This is a genomic window from Streptomyces sp. NPDC037401 (genome assembly GCF_055602345.1).
In genome coordinates this window covers 41,061-66,615 of sequence record NZ_JBVJWO010000008.1, presented here as the reverse complement: position 1 = coordinate 66,615, position 25,555 = coordinate 41,061, and the positions used below count along the sequence as shown (strand labels likewise).

The window sequence follows — 25,555 nt, the reverse complement described above, 5'->3', positions numbered from 1 at the left end:
GGCCAGACCCCGGCCGGTCAGCTGGGCAGTGGCGGCAGCGGGCTGCCGTACGCCAGGCCCTGGCCGCGCAGGGCCGCCACCCGGCGGTGGAGCTCCGCGGCCTCGGCGGCCCGGCCCAGGCGCTCCAGGCAGTGCGCCTCGTCGCCGAGTGCGGCGAGCGTGTCGGGGTGGGCGGCTCCGAGGGCCTGCTCACGGCCCGCGGCGACCTCCCGGTACACCGACAGGGCCTCGGTCCAGCGGCCCAGCCAGCCCAGCCCGACGGCGACCTCCCGCCGGCTGACGAGGGTGTCGGGGTGGTGGGCCCCCAGGACGCGTTCGCGCAGGGTGCCCACCTCGCGGGCCTCGTCCAGGGCCTCGTCCCAGCGGGCGAGCCGGCCGAGGTTCACGCCGAGGCCGTGCCGGGCCCGCAGCGTCTCGGGGTCGGCGGCGCCGTAGGCGCGGGTGCGGTCGCGGACGAGCGTGCGGTACAGATCCAGGGCCTCGGTGCTGCGGCCGAGGCGGCCGAGGCTTATGCCGACCTCGTACCGGGCGGCCAGCGTGTCGGGGTGGTCGCGTCCGAGGGACTCCTCGCGGGCCGCCGCGACTTCGCGGTAGGCCTCCAGGGCCTCGGTCCAGCGGCCCAGCTGGCCGAGGGCGTACGCGGCCTCGTAGCGGGAGACGAGGGTGTCGGGGTGAGCGGGGCCGAGCACCCGGGCGCGGGCGTCGGCCACTTCGGCGGCCATCCGGCGGGATTCCTCCAGACGGCCCAGCCGGGAGAGGTTGAAGGCGAGGTTGTGGCGGCAGCGCAGGGTGTCGGGGTGGTCGGCGCCCGCGATGCGCTCGCGGGCCGCGAGCACCTCGCCGTACACCTCGTGCGCCTCCTGGTGGCGGCCGAGCTGGCCGAGGACGTACCCGGTCTCCTGACGGGCGGCCAGGGTGTCGGTGTGCTCCGGTCCCAGGACGCGGCTGCGGGCCTCGGCGACCTTGCCGTACTCGAGCAGGGCGTCCCCGGCGCGGCCGGTGCGGCTGAGGGCGAACGCGACCTCGTAGCGGCTGGCGAGGGTGTCCGGGTGGTCGGGCCCGAGCGCCGCGGACCGGGCCGCGGCGACCTCGCGGTGCACGCCGCCGGCCTCCTCCCAGCGGCCGACGCGGCCGAGACCGAGGGCCGTGGCGTGCCGGCTCTCCAGGGCCGCGGCGGGGCCGGCCTCGGGTCCGGGGCCCGGGCCGGGGGCCCGCTGCGTGATCCGCGGGTCCTCGCGGCCGTCCGGGGCCGTGACGGCGGGCGCGGGCCCGGTGGTGCCGGTGTCCGGGGAGGCGGCCGGCCGGCCGCCGGGCGGGGTCGCGCCTGACTCCGGCGCCCCCGTTTCCGTGGGCCGCACGGCGGTCCAGCTCCCGGTGAGGGCATGTGCCCAGGCTCCGCTGTCGGTGGCTCGGCGGACGCCGGCCCGGGGGCCGGGCGTCAGCGTCGTGGCCCAGTCCGGGAGCGGAGCGGTGGCGGCAGAGGGCACGGCGTTCCGCCCCGAGTGCGGGGTCTCCCCGTGCGCAGGGGCCACAGGGGCCACAGGGGCGACCGGAGCCGGGGGAACGGCGGAACCCGCGGAGGGCGCGGCGCCGGCCGCCCGCGCACCGGCCAGGCGCCGGTACAGGGTCCGGGCGTCGGCCGGGCGGTCCTCCGGGCGCTTGGCGAGCAGGTCGAGCACGGCCTGCTCGAAGAAGGCGGGCAGCTCCGGCCGGTGGGTGCGCAGCGGCTCGGGGGCGGTGTCCCGGTGTCCGACCAGTACCGACCAGGAGTCGCCCAGGTCGAACGGCGGGGCGCCGGTGGCGATCTCGTACAGCACGCAGCCGAGCGAGTAGAGGTCGCTGCTGTGGTCGACCTCGCTGCCCGCGATCTGCTCGGGCGACATGTAGTGCGGCGTGCCCATGGCCATGCCGCCGCCGGTGAGCTTGGCGGTGAAGCCGATGTCGTGCGCGAGCCGGGCGATGCCGAAGTCGCAGATCTTCACCGTGCCGTCGGTCAGGCGCATGATGTTGGCGGGCTTGAGGTCGCGGTGCACGATGCCCTGCTCGTGCGTGTACGCGAGGGCTGCCGCGACCTGTTCGGCGATGTCGAGCACCTCGGCCACCGGGAGCGGGCGGTGGCCGTTCTCGTCCAGCAGCTGGCTGAGGTTGCGGCCGTGCAGGAGCTCCATGACGAGGAAGAGCATGCCGCCGGCGGCGCTGTCGTCGCCGAAGTCGTGGACGACGGTGACGCCGCGGTGCTGGAGCGAGGCGGCGACCCGGGCCTCGCGCCGGAACCGCTCGCGCAGCACCCGGGTGAAGTTGGGGTCGTGGTCGGGGCCGAGCGGCTTGAGGCACTTGACGGCGACGTGCCGCCCCAGCGACTCGTCCCGTGCTCGCCAGACCTCGCCCATGCCCCCGCGCCCGATGAGATCGAGCGGCCGGTACCGGCCCTGGATCAGTCTGGTTTCCGCCAACTCCGCCATGTCGTGCCGTCGCCCCCGTTGTCGTGCCGCGCCCTCCCCGGACCGTCCAGTATGGCCGCCCGCCGACGCAGTGTGTACGCGGAGGGACGGCTGCCGGGCCCCAGCCTCGCCATTGCTCTCAAGATGTGACCTGGGGGAGCTGCCAGCGCAGCCGGGCGGGGATCAGGCGCAGCAGGAGTCCGGTGAGGCGCAGGCGGCGGGTGATGCTGCGCGGGGCGGGTGCGGGACGGCCGTACAGGTGGTGCGCGTATCGGGGCAGCGATCCGTACGCGAGGCCGGCCACCCGGCGCCACAGCAGCGCGCGGAGCGGCACCAGGAAGAGGGGTACGGGAGGGCGGCGCAGGAAGGCGTCGACGGTACGGGCGTCGGCTCCGCCGGCGAGGGCGGGCCTTACCCGTTCGAAGTACGCGGCGAGGTCGGCCGTGGTGCCGGGGACCTCGTCGGGATCGAGGCCGACCAGGCGGGCGTTGGTGCGGCTTTCGGCCACGTACCGGTCGGCCTGGGCGGCGGTGAGGGGGACGCCGGAGCGGCGCAGGACGTGCAGGAACGAGTCGATCTGTGCGCAGTGGACCCAGAGCAGCAGGTCGGGGGCGTCGGCGCGGATCGGCTCGCCGCCGGCCGGGTCGGCCGCGGTCAGGGCCTCGTGGATCCGGCGGACCCGGGCCCCGGCCGCTTCGGCGGCTTCCGTGGTGCCGTAGGTGACGGTGCCGACGAAATCGGCCGTCCTCAGCAGCCGGCCCCAGGGGTCGGCACGGAAGTCGGAGTTGGCCAGAACCCCGCGGACGGCGCGCGGGTGCAGGGCCTGGAGGTAGAGGGCGCGGACCCCGGCGATCCACATCACGGGGTCGCCGTGGCAGTTCCAGGTGACCGAGCCGGGACCGTAGAGCCCGGGGTCGGATCCGCTCATCTGCACAGGGTAGTGGGCGCGCTCACGGGCGTGAAGGCGAGCGGCGGCTGTCCGGCCGTCTCGAAGACGGCGACGCGCTCGGATTCCAGCTGGATGTATCCGGCGGTGTAGGCGTCGCTCCACTCCACCCGCGGCCCGGCGACCTCGGCCTCGATGTCGGTGCGCATCTGGCGCAGCTCCCAGTGCTTCCCCGCGAAGGTGAGGGTGCCGACGCCGCAGTGGGTGTAGAGGTCGTACGGGTACCAGACGCCCTGCTTCGGCACGGCCGGCCCGGTCCGCGGACTTTCCTGGTCGGCCCGGCCGGGAGCGGGCCGGTCGCCTTCGGCCGTGACGGCAACGGTGGCGGTGGCCGCCCCGCTGCCGGCGACGGCTTCGGTGGAGCAGCCGGTGAGGGCGAGCAGGAGCACGGCGAGGGGGGCGAGCGTACGCGGGGCGTGCATGGCGGTACCTTCCGTCCGACGTTCTGACACCGCTGGGACGGACCGGACGCCCGCCCGGTTCCGCCCCGGCCCGCGACCGTCACCCGGGCGGGTGACGGTGCCGCCGCCACCCGGGGGACCGGCCCGCCGGCGGCACCTGCATACTGATCAGCCGTTCCGGCCCGGCACTCCACCGGAGTCCCGCACCGGGATCCCGCACCCTTACGGAAGGACCGATCCCATGGGCCGTACCCCGGCAGTCGGCGACGTCGTCGGCGACTTCTCCCTCCCCGGCGGAGTCCTCCGCCAGGACCGCTTCGAGCGCTCCGACTACGCGCTGCGCGAGCAGCGCGGCACGCCAGTCGTCCTCGCCTTCTACCCCGGCGACAACACACCGGTGTGCACCCGGCAGATGTGCTCCTACTCCGACGGACTGGAACTGCTCGGCTCCGCCGGGGCCACGGTCTGGGGCATCAGCCCTCAGGACGTCGACAGCCACGAGCAGTTCGCCCGAGACCGCGGGCTGCGGATCCCGCTGCTCGCGGACCCCGGCCGCACCCTCGCGCGCAGCTTCGGCATCGACGCACCGCTGATCGGCCTGCGTCGGTCCGTGTTCATCATCGCGCCCGACGGCAGGCTGCACTGGAAGCGGGTGGGGACGCTCGGCGCGACGTTCCCCTCCCCCGCCGTGCTCGCCGAGCAACTGAGCTCGCTCGCTGCTCCCTGACCGGCGGGAGCACGTACGGGCCCCGGAGAGGCCCGAGTCATCCTCAAGCGATGAGTCGTACAGGTTGCGCCCGCCGGGCCTCTACCCTCTCGTTCGCCTGCGCGACGACCTCGCCTGCCGGCACGCCCGGACGCTCACCCCGGTCAGAAGCTGCGACGAGTTGATCCGCCTGTCGACCCAGCCGACACCCATTCGAGGGACGGATCGAGAAGTGGGCATCCGGCTCCAAGACTTCCTCGATCTGATCCGCGAGATGATGAGCATGCCCGTCACACTCGTACTCGTACTCGTACTCGTACTCGTACTCGTACTCGTAGGCGTCGGCATCCCGACCTCCGGGCTGCGCTCCGTGAGCGCAGTCGCGATCCGAAGACAGGCGAATGGGTCTATCCGCCTGCGAAAGACCGCGGCCGCAGCCCCGACGACCATGCCGCCAGCCAGCACGAACGTTGCTTCCCGGTGTCAGGAACCGGTGGCGTCGGCTGGGTGCTCGAGCCGGCAGTAGACGTCCACCATGCCCTCGACGGAGCGGGTGAGGCGTTCGGACAGGAGGATCAGGTTGCCGTCGCGGACCTGGCCGGTCAGAGTGGCGATCCCCTGGGCCACGGTGACCTCGACCGCTTCGTGGGAGAGGGGGACCCACCGCTCCATCGCGGCGGCGATGTCCTTGAAGCCGGTCGAGGGGGTGACGGCGATGACCTTGGTGGTCATGACGTCGGCGACGGTGTACGGGGTGGAGGTCATGGCGGGGTCCTCAGCGTGCGTAGGCGAGCGGGGTGCCGCTGCCGTGAGGGGCGAACAGGTCGAGGAGCCGGGTCCGCGCGGAGTCGAGCCGGTCGGCGATGACGGCGGCCACGGCGGTGGAGACGGACCGGCCGATGGCCGAGTCCTCGTTGCACAGCTCCCGTACGGCGGCGGCGTCGAAGTCCAGGGCGCGCACCTCGCGGGTTGCCGTGGCGCCGAGGTGCCGGCTGCAGGGAGGGAACATCCAGGACCGGCCGAGGAGCTCGCCGTACCCGAGGGTGTCGACGACCACGTTCTCGTGGCCGGGCACGTGCGTGTCCAGGTCGACGGTGCCGCACTGGATGGTCCAGAACTTCTCGGCCCGCTGGGGTTCCTTGAAGATGCGGGTGCCGGACGGGATGGTCACCTGGTGGGAGTGGGCAAGCAGGGCTTCGCGGGCTTCCGGTGCCATCGCTTCGAGGATGCTGTGCACGGTGCTCATGGAGTGCCTCCAACCCTTCGCATCCACCCTGCTCGGTGGGCCACCGTGTCCGGGAGGGCCGCGCGGTGCACACCGCCGGGGCTGTCCGGCCCGGGTCAGCGGACCAGGACGGCCTCTCCGGACTTGGGTACAACGGCCGTCCAGCCCAGCTCGTCATCGATCCTGTCGCGCAGGGTTTCGGCGGCGCTCTCCTCGCCGTGGACCAGGTAGGTGGTGTGCGGGGCCGGGGCGTTGCGCAGCCAGTCGATGATCTGGTCGGCGTCGGCGTGTGCGGAGAAGTGCGGGACGTCGGCTACCTCGGCGCGTACGGGGAGGTACTCGCCGAACATCTTGAGTGTGCGGGCGCCGTCAACGAGATCGCGGGAGCGGGTCCCTGCGGCGGCGAAGCCGACGATGACCACGGCGTTGCGGGGGTCGGGCAGGATGCGGTGGAGGTGGTGCAGGACGCGGCCGCCGGTGGCCATGCCGGCGGACGAGACGATGATCGCCGGGCCGGTGGTGTTGTTGATGTCGATGGATTCCTGGACGGTCCGGGCGGCCAGGAAGGGCTCTGGGCTGATCGTGGCCTCGCCCTGGGCGAGGATCTCGGGGCGCAGCTCGGGCGAGTGGGCCTGTACGGCGTCGCGGTAGACGTCCAGTGCGGCCAGGGCCATGGGGCTGTCGACGTAGACGGGTACGTGGCGGGGCAGAGTGCCGCCGCTGCGCAGTTCGGCCAGCTCGTGCAGGACGACCTCGGTCCGGTCGATCGCGAACGCCGGGATGACCACCGTTCCGCCACGGGACAGCGTCCGAGTGATTACCGAGGCGAATTCCCGGCGGGCGCTTTCGTGGTCGTGGCGGCGGTTGCCGTACGTCGACTCCATCAGAAGGACGTCGGCGCCGGAGAACGGCTCGGGCGGGAGGAGGAGCGGGTGGCCGGGGCGGCCGAGGTCGCCGCTGACGCCAAGGGTGTGGCCGTCTTCCAGGGTCAGGTGTGCCCAGGCGGATCCGAGGATGTGCCCGGCGTGGTGCAGCTTCAGCTTCGTGCCGGCCATGATCTCGATCTCGCTGCCCGCCGGTACTGGGTCGAAGTACTTGATCGTCTGGTCGACGTCGTCATCGTCGTAGAGCGGCTTGGCGGGGCGGTGTGTGGACCAGCCGTGCTGGTTGGCGTGCTCGGCGGCTTCCATCTGGAGGCGGGCGCTGTCGCGGAGCACGATCTCGGCGAGACGGGCGGTGTGGGCGCTGGTGAGGATGGGGCCGCGGAAGCCGTACCGGACCAGTCGCGGCAGGTACCCACAGTGGTCCAGGTGGGCGTGGGTCACGACGACGGCGTGGATGTCCGCGGCGTCGCAGGGCAGCTTGTCCCAGTTGCGGCGCCGTAGGTCCGCGACACCCTGGAAGAGCCCGCAATCGACGAGGATCCGGGCGTGGTCGCTCTCGACCAGGAACTTGCTGCCGGTAACCGTCCGCACTCCGCCGAGGAACCTCAGCAGCGCCGGGCGGGCGGAAGCAGGGGACGGGGCTGACTGGGACATGGCAGCAGCCCTCCTTTCGGAACGGATGCCGGTCTCCACCGTCGCACCGGAACGCCCTGTCCGGTGGGGACCGACCGGTCCCGGGTAGGGGCCGACCGGCCCAAGCGGGACGGAGAGGCAGGGGCACAGCCTGGCGGTGACCCCCCTCCCGCACAGCACAGAGAGGCCGCAGTCATGAAGGCGCTCGTCTTCCACGGGCCCGGACAAGCCTCCTGGCAGGACGCCCCGGACCCCTCCGTCAAGGACGCCGCCGACGCGATCGTCCGGGTCGACGCCGTCACCATCTGCGGCACCGACCTGCACATCGTCAAGGGCGACGTCCCCGAAGTGACACCCGGACGGATTCTGGGCCACGAGGCCGTCGGGACCGTCGTCGAGACCGGCGGCGACGTCCGCAGCGTCCGCCCCGGTGACCGCGTCCTGATCTCCTGCATCTCCGCGTGCGGCCGCTGCCGCTTCTGCCGTGAAGGGCGCTACGGCCAGTGCCGCGGAGGCGGCGGCTGGGTCCTGGGCCACACCATCGACGGCACCCAGGCCGAATACGTACGCGTCCCCTTCGCCGACCTCTCCGTCCACCCGCTGCCCAGCGCCCTGGCCGGCCACGACGCCGTACTGCTCGCCGACATCTTCCCGACCTCCTACGAGGTCGGCGTGCTCAACGGAAACGTGCGCCCGGGCGACACGGTCGTCGTGGTCGGTGCCGGACCCATCGGCCTGGCCGCCATCGCCACAGCACAGCTCTACAGCCCCGGACGGATCATCGCCGTCGACCTCGCCGCATCCCGGCTCGCTGCCGCGCGCGACCTCGGCGCCGATGCCACCGCGAGCGCGGACGAGGAGCCCGAGCGGCTGGTGGAGGACCTCACCGACGGGCTCGGGGCGGACGTGGTCATCGAGGCCGTCGGCGTGCCCGAGGCATTCGAGATGTGCACCCGCATGGTCCGACCCGGCGGACACGTCGCCAACATCGGCGTCCACGGCAAGCCCGCCGTCCTCCACCTCGAAAACCTGTGGATCAAGGACGTCACCATCACCACCGGCCTCGTCGACACCCACTCCACCCCCATGCTCCTGCGCATGATGGCCGCCGGCCGCCTGCCCGGGGCCGCGATGGTCACCCACCGCTTCGAGCTGGACCAGATGGAAGAGGCGTACGACGTCTTCTCCAACGCCGGCGAAACCGGCGCCCTCAAGGTCGTCCTCGGCGGACCCCAGCACGACACGGTCGCCGTACCGCCCCAGGAGCAGTGAGTGCCGTGAAGAGCATGCCGAGCACCCATCCCCAGCAGTCCGGCGAGATGACCGGACGCACCGACCTGGGCCGCCGCCTGGCGGCCCGCCGCGAAGCCCTCGGTCTGAGCCGCGACGAACTGGGCCGGCGGTGCGGCGCCGACGGCACGTACATCGCCTACCTGGAGGAGCACGCCGCCAGTCCTGCCATCGGCACCCTCGTCCGGGTGGCCGACGCCCTCGGCCTCACCGTCGACGATCTGACCGGCGCCAGCGCCCACCGCGTCGCCGGCCGGTCCACCGCCCGGCGCGACAGTGCGCTCGTACCGCTGGACGAGACCGAATGCCGGCGGCTGCTGAGCACGCACGGCGTGGGCCGCATCGCCGTCTTCACGCCCGAAGGCCCCGCCGTCCTCCCCGTCAACTACCTGATCGCAGGACCCGGCATCGCCTTCCGTACCTCCGCGGAAGCGGTCACCGCCAGAGCCGCCGGAACCGAGGTCGCCTTCGAGATCGACAACATCGACGACGTGACCGCCACCGGTTGGAGCGTGCTGGCGGTGGGTGAACTGGCAGCCATCACAGACCCGGACGAGATTCACCACCTCAACACCACGGCCCGATCCCAGCCCTGGGCGGGCGGCGCGCGCAGCCAATGGATGAAGGTCACCCCGGCTCGGATCACCGGCCGTCGCGTGGTGCACGACTCATGAACGAACTGCGCGCGGTCGTCTTCGACACCGACGGAGTGCTCCTGGCCACGGCGGACCGCCACGCGGCCGCCTGGAAGGAGACCTTCGATGGCTTCTTCCCCGAATGGCAGCCATCGCACGCCTGTGCACGAGCGCGCCCGTTCGACGCCGTCCGGGAGTACCGGGACCTGGTAGACGGCAGGGCCCGTCTCGACGGTGTACGCGCCTTCCTCGCCGCCCGCGACATCGACCTCCCGCCCGGATCGTCGGACTCGAACCCCACGGCGACCGCCTGCACATCGACCCCGTGCCCCTCTCCGAAGTGCCCGGTTCCTCGTTCTCGATCTCTTGTCTGGGGCACCGGGACGTCCGTATCCGGTTCCGGCCCGGCCGGCTCGGCATCAGCGTCCCTTCATCCCCCCTGGGACCGGTGCCCCCGGTCCTGCAAGGTGACCGGCACGAACGCATTGCCGCAGGCCAGGAGCGGTGGCTCCGCCTCCCCAAGGGTTGACACGGCAGCCACCCCCTCCTCGCGTGGCGGGGCGATCGTGATGCGCACACTGTGGATGTATCAGCCGTCGGAAGGATGAACGGAATGGACGGACAGCAAGAGGCTCCGCGGATCGTGGTGGGCGTCGACGGATCGCCCTCGTCCCAGGCCGCGCTGCGCTGGGCGGTCCGGTACGCAGCGCTTGTGAGCGGGCGAGTAGAGGCGGTCGCGGCGTGGGACCTGCCCGGTGCCGCGTCGTGGTCGGCACCCGCGGTCGACGCCACGTTCGACGAGGAGGAGGCCGAGCAGCGCCTGGTCGAGGAGGTCCGCACGGTCCTCGGTGAGGACAGTGCCTCCTCCGTGCACCAGCGCCTGGTACGCGGCAATCCGGTCGACGTCCTGGTCGATGCGTCAGAGGGTGCGGACATGCTGGTCGTGGGCAGCCGTGGTCGCGGCAGCTTCAGCCGGGCCCTGCTCGGTTCGGTGAGCCAGCAGGCGGCGCTCCATGCGCCGTGCCCGATCACCATCGTCCGGGCGGACGTCTCCGTCGAATAGCCCCACCTTGACACGACTGGCGTTCGACCCCGCTTGACCGAGGCCGCGCAGGTCTACACGGGGCCGGTAGGCCCTTCCGGCTTGGCTGCGTCGAGGAGCAGTTCTGCGGCGACGGAGGCTCCGTCGCCACTCATCGTGTCGGCCACGGCCACGGCCACGGCCCTGGCTCGGGTTCGGGTTCGGGTCTGGGGTCCAGGGCCGCGTATCGAGTGCGGCGGTCAGGGAGTCGCCGGTCAGCGTCGGGCCTACCCGGGGGAACAGGGCCTGCTGGTTGACGTCGCCGACAAGGAGGCAGTCGCCGACGTCGTCGATGGGGGCCAAGTCGGCCCAGCCGCGGGCGAGGACGACCCGGTGGCCTTGGGCGCGGCAGGCCTCGATGGCCACCCGGGCGGTGTCCTTCTGGGAAGCCGCTGCTGCTCGCCGGAATCGCCTTCGAACTCGTCTTCACCGCGGCGCTCGTGTACGCGCCGCCGCTCCAGAACCTCTTCGGCACAGCCGCCCTGCCGCTGGACGTCGTCCTCCTCATCTCGGCCTTCCCGCCGCTGGTCTGGGGAAGCGACGAGCTCCGACGCTGGGCCCGAGGCCGCACCACCGCTACTCCTGATCCGACCGGAGGCACACCATGCCGCACACGAGCGAATGGAAGACGCACCTCTATCTCTTCGAGGAAGGGCACACGACCAAGGCCCGCGTCGAACTCGACACCGGCACCACCCGTCTCACGGGCCACGGCACCGCCCGCTGCAACCCCACGGACAAGGACGTGCCCGAGATCGGCGACGAACTCGCGGCCGCCCGGGCACTGGAGAACCTGGCGCTGCAGCTCAAGCGCACCGCCTACGGCGACATGGCGGCAGCAGGAGCCGCACCGCGCCACGATCCCCTCCCTGCCTATGGCCTCGGGTGAGCGGGCGGGTCTCCGGCAGCGGGCTCAGACTGGACCCATGGGCGACGGGCCGGCGATCGAGCTGACCGGACTGACCAAGAGGTACGGGCCGGTGGTGGGCGTCGACCGCCTGAGCCTCACGGTGGGACCAGGTGAGGTGTTCGGATTCCTCGGCCCGAACGGTGCGGGGAAGACGACCACGCTGCGATGTCTCACCGGCCTCCTCCGGCCCAGCGAGGGGCGTGTTCGAGTGCTCGGGCTGGACCCGATCGCCGATCACCGCCGGGTGGCCCCGCACGTGGGGTACCTGCCAGGCGAACTGCGCCTGTATCCGGAACTCTCCGGAGCGGAAACGCTCGATCTGCTGTCGGCGCTCCAGGGGGCTCCGGTGCCCCGCCGCGGCGAACTGTGCGACCGGCTGGGGCTGACACCAGCAGTCCTCGCCCGCCCCGTCGGGGGTTACTCGCGGGGCATGAAGCAGAAGCTCGGGCTGGTGCAGGCGATGCAGCACGACCCGCACCTCGTGGTGCTCGACGAACCGACCGAGGGGCTCGACCCGTTGGTCCAGGACACGTTCTTCGCACTGCTGGGCGAGGCTGCCGCCGCCGGACGCACCGTCCTGCTCTCCAGCCACATCCTGCCGGAGGTGCAGCGCACGTGCGGCCGGGTGGCGATCATCCGGGACGGACGGCTGGTGACGGTCCAGAGCGTCGCCGGCCTGCGCGAGGCCCGGGCCAGACGGATCAGGCTGTCCTTCGCGGACGGACAGGGGGCACGCCCACTGGGCGACGCAGAGCGTTGGGCCCCTCGCTGGCAAGGAGACCGAGTGGAGCTGCTCGTACCGCCGAGCGAAGTAGTCGGCGCCCTGCGCACACTGCTCAGCCTGCCGGTGGCCGACGTCACGGTGGAGGAAGCCGGGCTGGACGAAGCCTTCATGGACCTGTACCGAACCGGCGCCGTGCGGGAGGAGCCGTGAAACGGCAGTGGCCGCTGCTGTGGCTCGCCCTGTACCGGCGGCGCCGAATGCTGGCCGCCCTGATCATCGGGATGGTCGTCTTCGAGGCGCTCATCGTGGTGATCGCCAACACGATTCCTCCCGGGCAGCTCTTCTCCGCGGGCGGGAAGGGACCGCCCCCGGCCTACCGCGCCTTCAGCGGGTCCAGCGGCGACGTGTCGATCGCCAGTTACCCCGGGCTGCTGGGCGCCGGCCTCACCCACCCGTTCTGGATCGCCATGCAGCTCACCGCGATCGGTTCGCTCGCCGCTGCCGCCGTGGCCGCGGACGTGGAATCCGGGACGGTGGAACTGGTCATGGTGCGTCCCGTGAGCCGTACCCGGCTGCTGGCCGAGCGGACTGCCGCCCTGGTCCTGGCTGCCCTGGCCCTGAACCTGGCGGCGACCCTCACGGTCGCGGTGGGGGTGGTGCTGTCGCCTGACATCCACCGTGCGGTGCCGCTCGGCGGGGTGTTCGCCGCCGGGGTCATGGGGGTGGGCTTCGCCCTGTGCCTGATCGGGCCGGCGATGGCCGTATCAGCGGCAGGACGACGGCGGGCCCAGGTGGTGGGCGCGACCATCGCGCTCGGAGCCGTTGGGTTCGCCGTCAACTTCATCGCACTGGCCTGGTCGCCGGCAGCGCCGCTGAGGTTCCTCAGCCCGTTCCACTACTACGCTCCGGGCGACGCCCTGGCCGAAGGCGGCGTGCTCTGGCCCCGGCTCGGCATTCTGGTCGGAGCGGGAGTGCTGGGCATCCTGCTGGCTCAGCTGCTGCTCCAACGCCGAGACCTCGCGCCCTGAACGCAGCTGCTCGTGGGCTCAGTACGGCCAGGCCCAGTCGGCGACCTCCGGCAGGTCGGTGCCGTGCTCGCGGATCCAGTCGTGGTGGCGGATGCGCTGGTCGGCCATGGCCTGGCGCAGTCCTTCGGCGCGGCCCGCGAGCCCGGGGACGCGGTCGATGACGTCCATGACGAGCCGGTAGCGGTCGAGGTCGTTGCGCACGACCATGTCGAAGGGGGTGGTTGTCGTGCCGGACTCCTTGTACCCGCGCACGTGCAGGTTCGGGTGGCCGGTCCGGCGATAGGCGAGGCGGTGGATCAGCCACGGATAGCCGTGGTACGCGAAGACCACCGGCTTGTCGGTGGTGAACAGGGCGTTGTACTCGGTGTCGGTCATGCCGTGCGGGTGTTCCTCGTGGGGCATGAGCCGGGCGATGTCGACGACGTTGACGACGCGGACGGCCAGCGAGGGGAGGTGCTCGCGGAGCAGAGCGGAGGCGGCGAGGACCTCCATGGTGGGTACGTCGCCGGCGCAGGCGAGGACGACGTCGGGTTCGTGGGAGCCGTGGTCGGTTCCCGCCCACTCCCAGACGCCTGCGCCTCGTGTGACGTGGACGCGGGCCTCGTCGATCGGCAGCCAGTCGAAGGAAGGCTGTTTCCCGGCGACGATCACGTTCACCTGGTCGCGGCTGCGCAGGGCGTGATCGGCCACGGCGAGCAGGGTGTTGGCGTCCGGCGGGAAGTAGGCGCGTACGACTTCGGGGCTCTTGTTGAGGACGTGGTCGACGAAGCCGGGGTCCTGGTGGGAGAAGCCGTTGTTGTCCTGGCGCCAGACGTGCGAGGTGAGCAGGTAGTTGAGGGAGGCGATGGGCGCGCGCCAGGGCAGCTCGCGCGAGGTCTTCAGCCATTTGATGTGCTGACCGACCATGGAGTCGACGATGTGGGCGAAGGCCTCGTAGGTGGAGAAGAGTCCGTGGCGGCCGGTGAGGAGGTAGCCCTCCAGCCAGCCCTGGCAGACGTGTTCGGACAGGATCTCCATGACCCGGCCGTCCTGGGCCAGGTTCGTGTCCGTGGCCTCCGTCAAGCCTTGCCAGGCTTTGCCGGTGACGTCGTACAGGTCGTCCAGCCGGTTGGAGGCCGTCTCGTCCGGTCCGACGACCCTGAAGTCCCGCCGCCCGGCCGTATCGCGCATGATCCGGGTGAGGAATCGTCCGAGGATCCGGGTCGGTTCGTGGAGGCTGCTGCCCGGCTTGTCGACGGGGACGGCGTAAGCGTCGAGCACGGGCAGCGGAAGCGGCCGCAGCAGCCGGCCGCCGTTCGAGCAGGGGACGGCGCCCAGGCGGCGCTCGCCCTGCGGGACACAAGCGAGAACCTGCTCGGAGGGTCGCCCGTCGGCGTCGAAGAGCTCCTCCGGCCGGTACGAGCGCAGCCAGTCCTCCAACTGCCTGAGGTGTGTGGGGTTCTCACGCACCTCGGCGAGCGGGACCTGGTGCGCCCGCCACGTGCCCTCCACCGGGTTGCCGTCGACGGTCGCCGGGCCGGTCCAGCCCTTGGGCGTGCGCAGGACGATCACCGGCCAGCGTGCGTACTCCCGTCCCGGGTCGCTGCCCGCCGTCCGTGCCTCCTGCTGGATGAGGGCGATGCGGTCCACGGCATGGTCCATCGCGCGGGCCATGGCGTGATGCACCTGGGCCGGGTCGCTGCCGCTCACGTACAGCGGCTCGTGACCGTATCCCCTGAGCAGCGAGTCGAGTTCGGCTTCGGGGATGCGCGACAGCACGGTCGGGTTGGCGATCTTGTACCCGTTCAGGTGCAGGATCGGCAGGACCGCACCGTCGTGGACCGGGTCGAGGAACTTGTTCGAGTGCCAGGACGCGGCCAGCGGCCCGGTCTCCGCCTCGCCGTCGCCGATGACGCAGGCGACCAGCAAGCCGGGGTGGTCGAAGGCAGCTCCGTAGGCGTGGGCGAGGGAGTAGCCGAGCTCGCCGCCCTCGTGGATGGAGCCGGGCGTCTCGGGCGCCACGTGGCTCGGTACGCCGCCGGGGAACGAGAACTGCCGGAACAGAATGTCCATACCGGCCGCGTCCCGCGTGATGTCCGGGTAGGTCTCGGTGTATGTGCCCTCCAGCCAGGAGTTGGCGAGGACGGCGGGGCCGCCGTGGCCCGGACCCCAGATGCACAGGGCGTCCAGGGACCGCTCCCTGATGACGCGGTTGAGGTGGGTGTGGACGAGGTTCAGGCCGGGGGTGGTGCCCCAGTGGCCGAGCAGCCGCGGCTTGATGTGCTCGGGCCGCAGCGGCTCGGTGAGCAGGGGGTTGTCCATGAGGTAGATCTGGCCGACTGCCAGGTAGTTGGCGGCGCGCCAGTGCGCGTCGAGGTCCGAGATGGGGTATGCGGTCATGCCCGCTCCTGCGTGCGACGGTCCGGGACGTTCGTCGACTGAGCCGATACCGGCACTCTGCGCCCCGGCGGCCGCCGTGGGGAGGGGAGGACCGGCCCTCGGGGAGGGACTGTCGGCCCCTGTGTGCCAAGGCGCCCGGCAGCGAGGGTGAGTTCAGCGGCGCCGGTCCCCCCGGCCGGTGCCGCTCCCCTTCCGACCTACCCCGATGCTCCGGCATCAGTACGGAGGACAGACCCGTGAAGCGCACCCTGGTAGTCGGAGTGGACGGTTCCCCTCAGAGCCGGGCCGCGGCGGACTGGGCCGCGCGGGAGGCCGTACGGCGTGACCTGCCCCTGCACGTGGTCCACGCCTGGCTGTGGCAGCCGCTCGCAGCCCCGATCTTCCAGGACCGCGACACCGAGGCCCACCGCGCCGACGACGTCCTGAAGGAGGTCGAGGACGAGCTCACCCACCGGTACCCGGAGCTGGCCCTCACCGCGGAAGTGCTCTCCGACGCGCCCGTGCCGGCCCTGCTCCACGCCGCCAAGGACGCGGAGTTGCTGGTGCTCGGCACTCGCGGGCACGGAGCCCTGGTCGGGTTCCTGCTGGGCTCCTACGGTCGGCAGGTGATCGCCGCCGCCGAGTGCCCCGTCGTCTCCGTACGCTCCGCGCAGGGCAGGCCGGTGGCCGTGCCGGAGGAGGGTGAGGTCGTCGTCGGGCAGCAGGGCGGTGTGGAGGAGTCCGCCGAGGTACTGCGCGTCGCCTTCGAGGCCGCCGCGGCGAGGAAGGTACCGCTCCGTGCGGTCCGCGCCTGGAGCCTGCCCCCGGTCTACGGGTACAGCCCCGGGTCGATGTGGATCGCCGAGCAGTTCGGTGGCCTGGAGCCGTACGAGAAGGCCGCGCTGGAGCAGGCGCTGGAGCCGTGGCGGCTGAAGTACCCGGAGGTCGAAGTCGTCACGCACGTGGAGCAGGGCAGTGGCGGCCACGTGCTGCTGACCGCGGCCTCGGACGCGCAGCTGCTCGTCGTCGGCCGCCGGGTCCGCGAATCGGCGATGGGGGCGCACATCGGCTCCGTGGCCCATGCCGTCCTGCACCACGCGGCCTGTCCTGTCGCCGTGGTCCCGCACGCCTGATCCAGCCCGGGTCAGGAGGGAGGCCGGGCACCCGACTGCACGACGTGCCCGGCCACCGTGTGTCCGGTCGCCGACTATTCGGCGTACGGGGCGGGGTGCTGGCTCGGCGGGATCAGCGTGTGACTGGCGATCACCGCCGCCTGGACGCGACGCTCCACCCCCAGCTTGATGAACAAGCGCGAGATGATGTTCTTGACGGTCTTCTCGGCGAGGTACAGCCGCTGGCCGATCTCCCGGTTGGTGAGCCCCTCGCTGATCATGACGAGGACCTCCTTCTCCCGGTCGGTGAAGCCGGGCAGACCCGGGACCTGCTTCTCCTTGGGCACGTCACCGCGCATGCGGGCCATCAGCCGGGCCGTGGCTCCGGGATCGAGCATGGACTGGCCGGCCGCGACCGTGCGGACGGCGGTGACCAGGTCGCTTCCGGTGATCTGCTTCAGCACGTAACCGGAGGCGCCCGCCATCACCGCGTCCAGCAGGGCCTCCTCGTCATCGAACGACGTGAGCATCAAGCAGGACAGCTCGGGCATCCGCGAGCGCAGCTCGCGGCACACGCTCACGCCGTCGCCATCCTGGAGCCGTACGTCGAGGATCGCCACCTGGGGTCGTAGCGCGGGGATGCGGATCAGGGCCTGTTCCGCCGTACCCGCCTCACCGACCACGTTCAGGTCGGGCTCCGCGTCCAACAGATCGTGCACCCCGCGACGCACGACTTCGTGGTCGTCGAGGAGGAAGACCGTGATCGGCGTCTTGGCGGGAGAGGGGGCACCGCTGTCGGTCATGACGCAACTCCTTCGCCGGGTTTCGTCCGGGGCGCCCGAACTCCAGCATCCTGCCTGCCGAAGGGGCCGAACGGACAGGGCCGATAGGCCCTCATCCACCTTCTTCCGCGCGGTGGTGAGCGCCATGGGAAAGGGACCTTCGGCCCTCCGCAGGGTGCATGTGGACCTTCCCGGGACCGGTCTGATTCCGGTGAGCTGGTGCGGCACGGGGAAAGGCGCGGCTCGATTGCGGAGCCGCACTCAGCGTGGAGGTTCCATGACGACCACCTTGATCGACCTGAAGGCCGCGGTGAGGAACGACGGCGAGGTGCGCGTCACCTTGGCCGGGGAACTCGACTTCCACACGGCGGGTCAGGTGGAGCCCCGCCTCACCGGACTCGCCGCATCCGGTCACCCCAGCCTCGTCCTGGACCTGTCCGGGATCTCCTTCTGCGACAGCTCGGGCATCGACCTCTTCATCCGTGTGCACCACCGCTGCCGCTCGGCCGGAACCCGGCTCCTGTTGTATGGCGTGCCGCCTCTGGTCGCCAAGTCGATACGAGTACTCGGCGCCGACCGCGTGCTGCGGCTCGCCCTTGTCTGATCAGGGCGGTAACCGACACCGGTCCCCGGGTCGGGACCGTTCGGCCCTGGTTCTCGTGGTGATCGCGAGGGAGGCTGGTGGCCCGGAAGCGGCAAGGACCGATCGATACCGAATGAAGGTGCGCAGCATGGACGAGGACGGCGGCATACGGCGCACCGACGGCCAGAACGGCGCTATGACGGCCACGCGGCGCATGCAGGAGCTCGACAGGGCAGAGGCGCTCAGACTGGTGGCCACGGTGTCCCTGGGACGCATCGTCTTCACGCAGCAGGCTCTACCGGCAGTCCGCCCGGTCAACCACCTCGTCGAGGGCGGGGACATCATCGTGCGGATCCACGACGACGGGGCGCTCGCCTCCCTCGTGGCACCGGCTGATGTTCCCGGCGTGGTGGTGGCCTACGAAGCGGACGCCATCGATCCCGTCACCCACCTCGGCTGGAGCGTCGTCGTCACCGGCTACGCGTGCCCGGTGACCGACGCCGATGAGGCGGCCCGGTTCGCTTCCGTGCTGCGTCCCTGGGTGGGACACCCCGTGACACGAGCCCTGCGGATCCGCCCCGACCTCGTCACCGGGTTCCGGCTGGAGGCGGAGCGGACGCTGCCGGAGCCGGCCGACCTGGGGTGATCACGTCGGGGCCGTCAGCTCCCGGTGGGGAGCGGCGCCCGCCAGACGAGCCGGCTGCCCGCCTCGTCGGGGGTGTCCACGACGAAGGACCCGCCCAGGCTCCGCGCCCGGTCGTCGAGGTTACGCAAACCGCTCCTGCGGCCCTGGGCCGGGATGCCCCTGCCGTTGTCGGAGACCGTCAGTACGATTTCGCCCGGTTCGGCCTTGAGGGCCACGGCGACCCTGGTCGCCCCCGCGTGGCGCGCGGCATTGCTCAGGAGCTCGCCCAGCGCCGCCATGACGTGGTCGGCGACCTCGGACGGGACGTCCGTGTCCAGCAGGCCCTCCATGCTCAGGCGGGGCGGATGGCCGAGGGTGGTGGCCGCTTCTCCGACGGCCCGGGCAGCGCGGGCCCGCAAACCTGGTCCGGTCTCACGGTCCTTGGTACGCAGACCGAAGATCGTCGAGCGGATGATCTTGATGGTTTCGTCCAGGTCGTCGACCGCACGGCTGACGCGTTCGGCGGCTCCTTCGTGCTCGATGAGCCGTGCGGCGCTCTGGAGGGTCATTCCGGTGGCGAAGAGCCGCTGGATGGCCAGGTCGTGCAGGTCCCGTGCGATCCGGTCGCGTTCCTCCAGCAGTGCTATCTGCTCCGCGTCCCGGCGACGCTCCGCCAGCTCCAAGGCGATCGCCGCCTGACCCGCGAAGGCGACGAGCGGCTCGAGCTCGTTCTCGCCGAAGACGGGATCGCCGGCCGGGCGCGCGAGCAGCAGTACGCCCCTGCTCTCCCCGCCGGCGGTGCCCAGCGGCACCGCGACGGCGGCACCCAGCCCGCCCTGTATCTGGGAATCGGCCGGGTAGCGGTCGTCGTCCGAGGCGTGCACGACCGTGACGGGTTGCCCGGTCCGGTGCGCGGTCCCCGACAGGGTTTCCGCGAAGGGGACGACGAGTCCCTGCCTGGCCGTGCTGTCCGCACCGGCCGCGAACTCCACGAACAACCCCTCGACACCGGGAACCGGCATGGAGACATCCGCGATCCGAGCCCCCGTGATCTCCTGGGCCCGCAGGGCGATGAGCTCCAGCACCGCCGGACGGGAACTGCCCGACAGCAGGCTCTCGGTGATCTCCGCGTTGGCCTTCAGCCACCGCTGCTGACGCTGCGACCCCTCGTAGAGCCGGGCGTTGTCGATCGCCACACCCGCCGCCACCGAGAGGGTGGAGATCACCGTCTCGTCCTCGGTGTCGAAATGGACTCCGCCCCGCTTGTCGGTCAGATAGAGATTTCCGAACACCTGGTCCCGCACCCGGATCGGTACGCCGAGGAAGGTGCGCATGGGCGGGTGGTGCGGCGGAAACCCGTGCGACGAGGAGTGGGCGCCGAGATCGGTGAGGCGCAAGGGCTTCGGGTGGTGGATGACCTCTCCGAGCAGGCCGTGACCGGCCGGCAGGGGACCGATTTCGGCGATGGCCTCCTCGTCGAGCCCCACGGTCAGGAACTGCGACAGAGTGCGGCCGTCGGGGCCGATGACCCCGAGCGCCCCGTAGTCGGCATCCACGAGCAGGGCCGCGGCCTCCACGATCCGCCGCAGCACCTGGGCCAGATCCAGCTCCCGGCCCACCGAGACGACGGCCTCCAGGAGGCTGTGCACCCGGTCGCGGGTGCCGCGCACGGCGTCGATGCGTACTTGGAGCTCGTCGAGCAGCTCGTCCAGCCGCATCCGGGGCACTTGCGTCAACGGATCCCCCACACTCACGTGATTCCCCTTCGCTACCCGCCCCGTTCGGAGCCAGCGTATCGACAGCCCGGCCTTGCGGGGCGGGGAGCGGCAGGCCAGGGGCCGGGCCGGATGTGGCGAGCGGGAACGCCGGCAGGACGAGGGCATCGCGACACGCCGAGGCCTGAGGGGCGTCGTTGCGCACTACCGCAGGCCGTGACTGACTTGGTCGCAGAACCGGACGGCAGAGGGGCGGAGACGGCGATGGGCCTCAAGAAGGCGGTCTACGAGAGAGAATTGCTGCGGCTCCAGACGGAGCTGGTCAAGCTCCAGGAGTGGACGCGCGCGGAAGGCGCCCGCCTGATCGTCGTCTTCGAGGGCCGTGACGCCGCGGGCAAGGGGGGCACGATCAAGCGCGTCGCGGAGCACCTGAACCCCCGTGTCGCGCGCATCGCAGCCCTGCCCACGCCGACCGGGCGGGAGCGTACCCAGTGGTACTTCCAGCGGTACGTCGAGCATCTGCCCGCCGCCGGAGAGATCGTCCTCTTCGACCGCAGCTGGTACAACCGCGCCGGAGTGGAGCACGTCATGGGGTTCTGCACGCCCGCCGAGCACCAGCGCTTCCTGCGCCAGTGCCCGGTGTTCGAGCGGATGCTGGTCGAGGACGGGATCCTGCTCCGCAAGTACTGGTTCTCCGTCAGCGACGCGGTGCAGGAGGAGCGGTTCCGGCGCCGCGCGCAGGACCCGCTGCGCCGGTGGAAACTCTCCCCGATGGATCTGGAGTCCCTCACCCGCTGGGAGGCGTACTCGAGGGCCAAGGACGAGATGCTTGTCCACACGGATACGGTCGATGCCCCGTGGTACGTGGTCGAGAGCGACGACAAGCGCAGCGCGCGGCTCAACATGATGGCCGACTTGCTGTCTTCGGTTCCCTACGCGGACGTGGCCGTACCGTCGCTGACCTTGCCGCCGAGGCCGCCGTCCACGGGCTACGAGCGTCCGTCCAAGGAGCTGCAGACCGCCGTACCCGACCACGCGGCTACCCTCGGGAAGGACTGAACGGCGGCAGATGCCGGTGGTGTCTACTCCCGGATTTCCAGTACCTCGGCCAACGGGCGGCGGGGCGTATCGGGGCCTGCGGGTCCGTAGCCGAGGCGGAAGACCATCTGTACGTGTCCCATGGCCGCGACCGGGTCTCGCACCGTCCACCGCAGCTCCGGCCACTCCAGGGGATGGGACGTCATCGAGGTGGCAAGGCCGTCAGCGGTGGCTTGCAGAAGGATGCGCTCCATTGCCTGGCCTGCGCGCAGCCAGTCGGCTCTCGTGTCCCCCGGGGTGCTCAGCAGTGCCAGCTGCGGCCGCTTCTCGAACACGGCCCAGCCGCGATCCGGTATCGGGTTGGCCCAACCGAAGTCGCGCACGGGGGTGGGGCCGCCGGAAGCCTTGGGTCCGAATGCGGTGGCGGGAATCCCGTCGCGACGGGCGCCTGAAGCGCTCTGCGTGGGGGAGGTCCAGGCCTCGGTCTCCGCCCGAGCCAGCGGATCGATCTCCTCTCGGTGTTCGGCGTCCCGTACCAGCCCCAGCACCGTGTCGATGTGCCAGGTGTCCGGGACGGTGAGTCGGCAGCCCTCCAATTGGGCCGCGGTCCACAGCCCGTCCAGCAGCGCGGTCGGCACCAGCTCCTCGCTGAAGGGGTACCGGCTGGTGTGCCGACGCCGGATGGCGTCCTGCAGGGAGGACAGCTCGCGGTCCGTCCCCGCAGCTTCGTCGATGGTCACCGTCGCGAGCAGCCACGGTTCGGCCTCGTCGGGCAAGAGCCGCACGCGGACCGGGAGGCCGATCGAGGCTGCGGACACGCGCAGGTTGAACAGTGCCGCAGCACAGCCGAGGTGAAGACTGCGGTGATCCGGATCGGTTCGGGGCATGGCGCGGTCCGGATCGCCGTACAGGGCGAGAGCACCGCTGCCGACATGGAACACGAACTTCCACGGCTGGGCGTTGTGCATGGACGGGGCGGTGACGGCGTCGCCGACGAGCCGCATGACGGTGTCGGGGTCGAAGTATGTTGCGGTCACGGGACTGTTCCTCTACTTCCAGGCTCTTCCGCTTGCGGGGCTTCTGGGAAGGACCGAGCGGTCCAACCGGGGACCGACCGGCCCTGCTCTCTCCCGCTCAGCCCCGTTCGTCTGCGGGGCAGGTGAGTCTGTTGTCGACGTCGACGACCCCGTCGACGCTCTGGCAAAGACGCACCACCACGGGCAGCAGGCCGGGATGCGGCACGGTGCCGCTGAGCCTCACCAGGCCGTCGTCGACTTCGACGGTGACGTCCGAAGGAGCGATGCGGAGTGTCCGGGTGAGGACGTCCTCGATGATCTCTTCCTGTATCGCGTGGTCGCGGCGGAGGAAGAGCTGGATCAGATCGCTGCGACTGAGGATGCCGACCACGCGGCCTTCCTCGTCGACGACCGGCAGCCGCTTGACCCGGTGCCGCTGCATGACCCGGGCCGCGCGGACCACGCTCCACTCGGGTCGGGCCGTGACGGCCGGGCTCGTCATCAGCTCCTCGGCTGTTGCGGCACCACCGGGGAGCCGCCGGCGGAGAAGGTCGGCTTCGGAGACGACGCCGACCGGGTGCCCGGTTTCGTCGATGACGGGCATGGCGGTGATGTCGAACTCCTTCAGGAGCCGGGCGATCTCCTTGAACGCGGTCGTGCGCCGGACGGTGACGGTGGTGCGCGTCATCAGCTCTGCGACGCTGCGGTGCCTCATGGCGGTCGTGCCCTCATGCGGAGACGGGGGCGGTGAAATCCGCCTTGACGTCGACGACGCCCGGTACGGTGCCTGCGGCGCGTACGACGACGTCTTCCATGGCGGGGTCCGGCAGCGAACCGTTGAGGTAGGCGATGCCGTTGGCGACGTGGACGTGCACCTCGACGGGACCGCGCGCGTGGACGTGCGCTTCGGCGGGAAGTTGTGGGAGCAGCTGGTACGTGATCAGCTCGCGGATCTCGGCGCCGATGTCCTCGTCCGGGCGCAGGAAGACCTTGAGCAGGTCACCGCGGCTGACGACGCCGACGAGGCGGCCGTCGCCGTCGACCACGGGAAGGCGCTTGAGGTGCCTTCGGGCCATCAGACGCGCTGCGGTGGGGATGGTGGCGTCCTTCGTGACGGTCACGGCCGGGCGGGTCATCAGCTGCTCGGCGGTGGTGTCGTGGGCCGTGTCGGTGCCTTCGGGCTTGAGCAGCAGGTCGGCTTCTGAGACGACGCCGACCACCTGTCCGTCCTGGGCAAGGACGGGGAGCGCGCTGACGTTCCACATCCGCAGCTCTTCCACGATGTCCTTGAACGCGGTTCCTCGGTCGACAGAGATCACGGCGTGTGTCATCACGTCCTCGACGTTGCGCAGGTGCTTCATGGTCTTCCTCCTCGATGGAACGTCCGGTGATCGCGATGGTGTGAAGGGCGACCCTTCCGCGGGTAGGGACGTCCGGGGCCGAAGCGGTCCGGCCGGCCCTGGTGCGCTCCGCCTGGGGGTGGTTCCATGGAAGTGCGGAAAGGGTCCTTGCGAGGATGCGGAGAAGCGGCCGAGCGCCGTGCACCGCACAATCGGGCTCCGCGAGAAGCGGGCGGACTCTTTCCGCCTGTGCTGCGTTCCTCGCACGGGCGCTCACGGGTTTCCGCTCCTTCAGTCGTGGGCGATGACGGCCACGGGGGCTGCTGAGTGGTGCAGGACCGCGTGGGCAACCGAGCCGAGGTGCGCGCCGAGGGGAGAGCGGCGCAGATGGCGTCCCACGACGACGAGTCCCGCGCCCTGCGAGGCCCGGACGAGATGCTCACCCGCCGATCCCATGAACACGTTGTGGCTGATGTTCACGTCGGGGAACTTGTGCCGCCAGGGCAGCAGCATGTCGCCCACCATGTGCGTGACGCTCATGCCGATGTCCCGTTCGTTGTCCGGGTCGAAGAACGGGACGTAGCTGTAGGCAGCCGGCATCTTCCAGCCATGCACGGCCCGCAGCGGGCAGTCACGCCGGGCCGCCTCTTCGAAGGCGAAGGCGAGGACCCGGTCGCACGCTTCGTGGATGTCGACGCCTACGACGATCTCGGCGCCGGAGCCGGTGCCCGGCCCGTCCGGGTCGTCGGCGGCGCGAACGAGGACGACCGGGGTGTCCGTCGCGACCACAGTGGACATGGCCACCGAGCCCACGACGAATCCGACCAGGCCGCCCAGACCGCGCGAGCCCAGAACGAGCAGCCCGGCGTCGGCGGCCTCGGCCGCGAGGGCGGCTGCCGGCCGGGCCGTCAGGCAGCGGGTCGTGATCTCCAGGTTCTGGTGGCGCCCGTGCAGTTCCTGCGCGGCTTCGGTCAGGGCCTGGTCCGCCCAGCGGTCCACGTCCTGGTGGCCCGGGCCGGGGACCACCGGGTCCAAGGGCCAGTCAACGGCGTGCACGAGCCGCAGCGGCACCTTCCGCAGGACGGCCTCCCGCGCGGCCCAGCGTGCTGCCGCCCGGCTCTCCGGAGAGCCGTCTACTCCGACGGTGACGTGGTGTTTCATGGCTGCGCCTCCCTGCGTCCGGTCCGGCACCTCGTCACCACTGCATCGCGTGGCGGGCATGGTCGGGGTGAGTGGTTGCCGTGTCGTCGGTTCGTGCGGTGACGTGCGATGCCACGGTGACGACCCCGTCGAGTTGCTCGACGAGGCTGAGAAGTGCAGTGAGCTGACTCCGGCGCTCGACATGGCCGTCAATGGCGACGACGCCGTCCACCACATGGACCTCGACATCACCGTCCGGCATACCGAGAGCCTCCACGAGGATCTCGTCGTTGATACGTCGTCGTATCTCGGAGTCAGGGCTCAAGAAGATGCGGAGCAGGTCCCGGCGGGTGACGATGCCGACGAGCCGGTCCTCCACGTCCACGACAGGGAGGCGTTCGACTCCTCGGCGGGTCATCAGCCGGGCTGCGTCGGCCACTGTCTCTTCAGCGCGGACAGTGACAGCGGGCGCGGACATGACGTCGCCCGCGGTGGGCGGCTCCGCCGCTGTGCCGTTCTGCCAGGAGGTATCGGGGCCAGGGCGCGCGTGGGCCAGCAGGTCCGTCTGCGAAGCGACGCCCACCACGCGGTCCTCGTCGTCCAGGACAGGGACTCCGGAGATGTCGCACTGGGCGAGGAGCTTCACAATGTCCTTGAAGGCGGTGCCCGGGGCTACAGAGACGACCTCGTCGGTCATGAGGTCCGCCACCTTGATGTGCTTCATGAGGTCCTCCTGCTCCGCCGTGTCACGCGCGGCCGATGTCCGTTGTCGGGTGTGAACCCACCATGTGTCGGCGCCTGCCGGTGAGCGAGGGCCGAACGGCCCCGTCTTGGGGCCCGTAAGGGCCCCAGGTGCCGAGCCCGGGACGACGGGGGACCTTTGGTCCCGTCCGCGATCCCGGGCGGCCCTCTTCCCGAAGCGTCGACGGTGCCAGCGTGAGT

24 protein-coding genes and 2 pseudogenes are annotated in these 25,555 nt (G+C 71.3%); 12 read left to right on the top strand and 14 right to left on the bottom strand.

Translation table 11 applies throughout. The annotated features are described in order from the left end of the window. Positions 1-17: 17 nt before the first annotated feature. From ACZ7H1_RS09930 to ACZ7H1_RS09920, 3 genes and pseudogenes are all read right to left on the bottom strand, one after another. Positions 18-2,453, bottom strand: a complete 2,436-nt coding sequence (locus ACZ7H1_RS09930; RefSeq protein WP_470785271.1) for a serine/threonine-protein kinase — start codon at positions 2,451-2,453, stop codon at positions 18-20. Beyond that, positions 2,435-3,369, bottom strand: a pseudogene (locus tag ACZ7H1_RS09925) (oxygenase MpaB family protein). Before ACZ7H1_RS09925 ends, ACZ7H1_RS09930 begins: the two are co-directional and overlap by 19 nt. Beyond that, the gene (locus tag ACZ7H1_RS09920; protein WP_470785270.1) at positions 3,366-3,809 is read right to left on the bottom strand and encodes a hypothetical protein; all 444 of its coding nucleotides are present in this window, start codon (positions 3,807-3,809) and stop codon (positions 3,366-3,368) included. The pseudogene ACZ7H1_RS09925 and the gene ACZ7H1_RS09920 overlap by 4 nt, the downstream one beginning before the upstream one ends. A gap of 220 nt (positions 3,810-4,029) precedes the next feature. Here ACZ7H1_RS09920 and ACZ7H1_RS09915 point away from each other — a divergent pair, with 220 nt between their 5' ends. Further along, positions 4,030-4,515 (top strand): peroxiredoxin, encoded by a 486-nt coding sequence (locus tag ACZ7H1_RS09915; protein ID WP_470785267.1) that lies wholly within the window; start codon positions 4,030-4,032, stop codon positions 4,513-4,515. Positions 4,516-4,977: 462 nt separating this feature from the next. Here the strand turns inward: ACZ7H1_RS09915 and ACZ7H1_RS09910 are convergent, their stop codons facing one another. From ACZ7H1_RS09910 to ACZ7H1_RS09900, 3 genes are all read right to left on the bottom strand, one after another. Beyond that, a complete protein-coding gene (locus ACZ7H1_RS09910; RefSeq protein ID WP_470785266.1) occupies positions 4,978-5,259 on the bottom strand; it encodes a BON domain-containing protein in 282 nt (93 codons plus the stop codon). 10 nt (positions 5,260-5,269) lie between these two features. Next, positions 5,270-5,740, bottom strand: coding sequence for a cyclic nucleotide-binding domain-containing protein (locus ACZ7H1_RS09905; RefSeq protein WP_470785265.1), 471 nt, complete (start codon positions 5,738-5,740; stop codon positions 5,270-5,272). A 95-nt stretch (positions 5,741-5,835) separates the two neighbouring features. Further along, positions 5,836-7,257, bottom strand: a complete 1,422-nt coding sequence (locus ACZ7H1_RS09900) for an MBL fold metallo-hydrolase RNA specificity domain-containing protein (RefSeq protein ID WP_470785263.1) — start codon at positions 7,255-7,257, stop codon at positions 5,836-5,838. 174 nt (positions 7,258-7,431) lie between these two features. On the opposite strand from ACZ7H1_RS09900, the gene ACZ7H1_RS09895 reads away from it, so the two are divergent. The 7 genes and pseudogenes from ACZ7H1_RS09895 to ACZ7H1_RS09865 all read left to right on the top strand — a co-directional run bounded on the left by ACZ7H1_RS09895 (position 7,432) and on the right by ACZ7H1_RS09865 (position 12,904). Next, a complete protein-coding gene (locus tag ACZ7H1_RS09895; RefSeq protein ID WP_470785261.1) occupies positions 7,432-8,508 on the top strand; it encodes a zinc-dependent alcohol dehydrogenase family protein in 1,077 nt (358 codons plus the stop codon). A gap of 14 nt (positions 8,509-8,522) precedes the next feature. Beyond that, positions 8,523-9,200 carry a helix-turn-helix domain-containing protein gene (locus tag ACZ7H1_RS09890; protein ID WP_470785577.1) on the top strand — a complete coding sequence of 226 codons (678 nt, stop codon included), beginning with the start codon at positions 8,523-8,525 and terminating at the stop codon, positions 9,198-9,200. A gap of 574 nt (positions 9,201-9,774) precedes the next feature. Further along, positions 9,775-10,224 carry a universal stress protein gene (locus tag ACZ7H1_RS09885; RefSeq protein ID WP_470785259.1) on the top strand — a complete coding sequence of 150 codons (450 nt, stop codon included), beginning with the start codon at positions 9,775-9,777 and terminating at the stop codon, positions 10,222-10,224. A 410-nt stretch (positions 10,225-10,634) separates the two neighbouring features. Then, a pseudogene (locus ACZ7H1_RS09880) lies at positions 10,635-10,787 on the top strand (cation transporting ATPase C-terminal domain-containing protein); the annotation flags it as partial. 59 nt (positions 10,788-10,846) lie between these two features. Further along, positions 10,847-11,131, top strand: a complete 285-nt coding sequence (locus tag ACZ7H1_RS09875; RefSeq protein ID WP_470785258.1) for a DUF1876 domain-containing protein — start codon at positions 10,847-10,849, stop codon at positions 11,129-11,131. Between the two features lie 37 nt (positions 11,132-11,168). Next, positions 11,169-12,086, top strand: a complete 918-nt coding sequence (locus ACZ7H1_RS09870; RefSeq protein ID WP_470785257.1) for an ABC transporter ATP-binding protein — start codon at positions 11,169-11,171, stop codon at positions 12,084-12,086. Continuing rightward, the gene (locus ACZ7H1_RS09865) at positions 12,083-12,904 is read left to right on the top strand and encodes an ABC-2 transporter permease (RefSeq protein ID WP_470785256.1); all 822 of its coding nucleotides are present in this window, start codon (positions 12,083-12,085) and stop codon (positions 12,902-12,904) included. The genes ACZ7H1_RS09870 and ACZ7H1_RS09865 overlap by 4 nt, the downstream gene beginning before the upstream one ends. Positions 12,905-12,922: 18 nt before the next feature. Here ACZ7H1_RS09865 and ACZ7H1_RS09860 read toward each other — a convergent pair whose 3' ends face one another. Continuing rightward, the gene (locus tag ACZ7H1_RS09860; RefSeq protein WP_470785254.1) at positions 12,923-15,283 is read right to left on the bottom strand and encodes a phosphoketolase family protein; all 2,361 of its coding nucleotides are present in this window, start codon (positions 15,281-15,283) and stop codon (positions 12,923-12,925) included. 236 nt (positions 15,284-15,519) lie between these two features. Between ACZ7H1_RS09860 and ACZ7H1_RS09855 the strand changes: the two genes are divergently transcribed. Beyond that, positions 15,520-16,395 carry a universal stress protein gene (locus ACZ7H1_RS09855; protein WP_470785253.1) on the top strand — a complete coding sequence of 292 codons (876 nt, stop codon included), beginning with the start codon at positions 15,520-15,522 and terminating at the stop codon, positions 16,393-16,395. 74 nt (positions 16,396-16,469) lie between these two features. On the opposite strand, the gene ACZ7H1_RS09850 is transcribed toward ACZ7H1_RS09855, so the two are convergent. After that, positions 16,470-17,177 carry a response regulator gene (locus ACZ7H1_RS09850; RefSeq protein WP_470785251.1) on the bottom strand — a complete coding sequence of 236 codons (708 nt, stop codon included), beginning with the start codon at positions 17,175-17,177 and terminating at the stop codon, positions 16,470-16,472. A gap of 256 nt (positions 17,178-17,433) precedes the next feature. Here ACZ7H1_RS09850 and ACZ7H1_RS09845 point away from each other — a divergent pair, with 256 nt between their 5' ends. After that, on the top strand, positions 17,434-17,760 hold the full coding sequence (locus ACZ7H1_RS09845) for an STAS domain-containing protein (protein WP_470785250.1): 327 nt from the start codon (positions 17,434-17,436) through the stop codon (positions 17,758-17,760). A 127-nt stretch (positions 17,761-17,887) separates the two neighbouring features. Beyond that, a complete protein-coding gene (locus ACZ7H1_RS09840) occupies positions 17,888-18,385 on the top strand; it encodes a pyridoxamine 5'-phosphate oxidase family protein (protein ID WP_470785248.1) in 498 nt (165 codons plus the stop codon). 14 nt (positions 18,386-18,399) lie between these two features. Here the strand turns inward: ACZ7H1_RS09840 and ACZ7H1_RS09835 are convergent, their stop codons facing one another. Further along, positions 18,400-20,082, bottom strand: a complete 1,683-nt coding sequence (locus ACZ7H1_RS09835) for a sensor histidine kinase (RefSeq protein ID WP_470785575.1) — start codon at positions 20,080-20,082, stop codon at positions 18,400-18,402. A gap of 261 nt (positions 20,083-20,343) precedes the next feature. Here ACZ7H1_RS09835 and ppk2 point away from each other — a divergent pair, with 261 nt between their 5' ends. Next, positions 20,344-21,138, top strand: a complete 795-nt coding sequence (gene ppk2 / locus ACZ7H1_RS09830; protein ID WP_470785246.1) for a polyphosphate kinase 2 — start codon at positions 20,344-20,346, stop codon at positions 21,136-21,138. Positions 21,139-21,161: 23 nt separating this feature from the next. On the opposite strand, the gene ACZ7H1_RS09825 is transcribed toward ppk2, so the two are convergent. From ACZ7H1_RS09825 to ACZ7H1_RS09805, 5 genes are all read right to left on the bottom strand, one after another. After that, the gene (locus tag ACZ7H1_RS09825) at positions 21,162-22,154 is read right to left on the bottom strand and encodes an Acg family FMN-binding oxidoreductase (protein WP_470785244.1); all 993 of its coding nucleotides are present in this window, start codon (positions 22,152-22,154) and stop codon (positions 21,162-21,164) included. Between the two features lie 97 nt (positions 22,155-22,251). Continuing rightward, complete coding sequence (locus ACZ7H1_RS09820; protein ID WP_470785242.1) at positions 22,252-22,848, bottom strand: CBS domain-containing protein; 597 nt, start codon at positions 22,846-22,848, stop codon at positions 22,252-22,254. A 13-nt stretch (positions 22,849-22,861) separates the two neighbouring features. Then, positions 22,862-23,494, bottom strand: coding sequence for a CBS domain-containing protein (locus tag ACZ7H1_RS09815; RefSeq protein WP_470785240.1), 633 nt, complete (start codon positions 23,492-23,494; stop codon positions 22,862-22,864). A 270-nt stretch (positions 23,495-23,764) separates the two neighbouring features. Beyond that, positions 23,765-24,634 (bottom strand): universal stress protein, encoded by an 870-nt coding sequence (locus ACZ7H1_RS09810; RefSeq protein ID WP_470785238.1) that lies wholly within the window; start codon positions 24,632-24,634, stop codon positions 23,765-23,767. A gap of 34 nt (positions 24,635-24,668) precedes the next feature. Next, positions 24,669-25,337, bottom strand: a complete 669-nt coding sequence (locus ACZ7H1_RS09805) for a CBS domain-containing protein (protein ID WP_470785237.1) — start codon at positions 25,335-25,337, stop codon at positions 24,669-24,671. Positions 25,338-25,555: the final 218 nt, after the last annotated feature.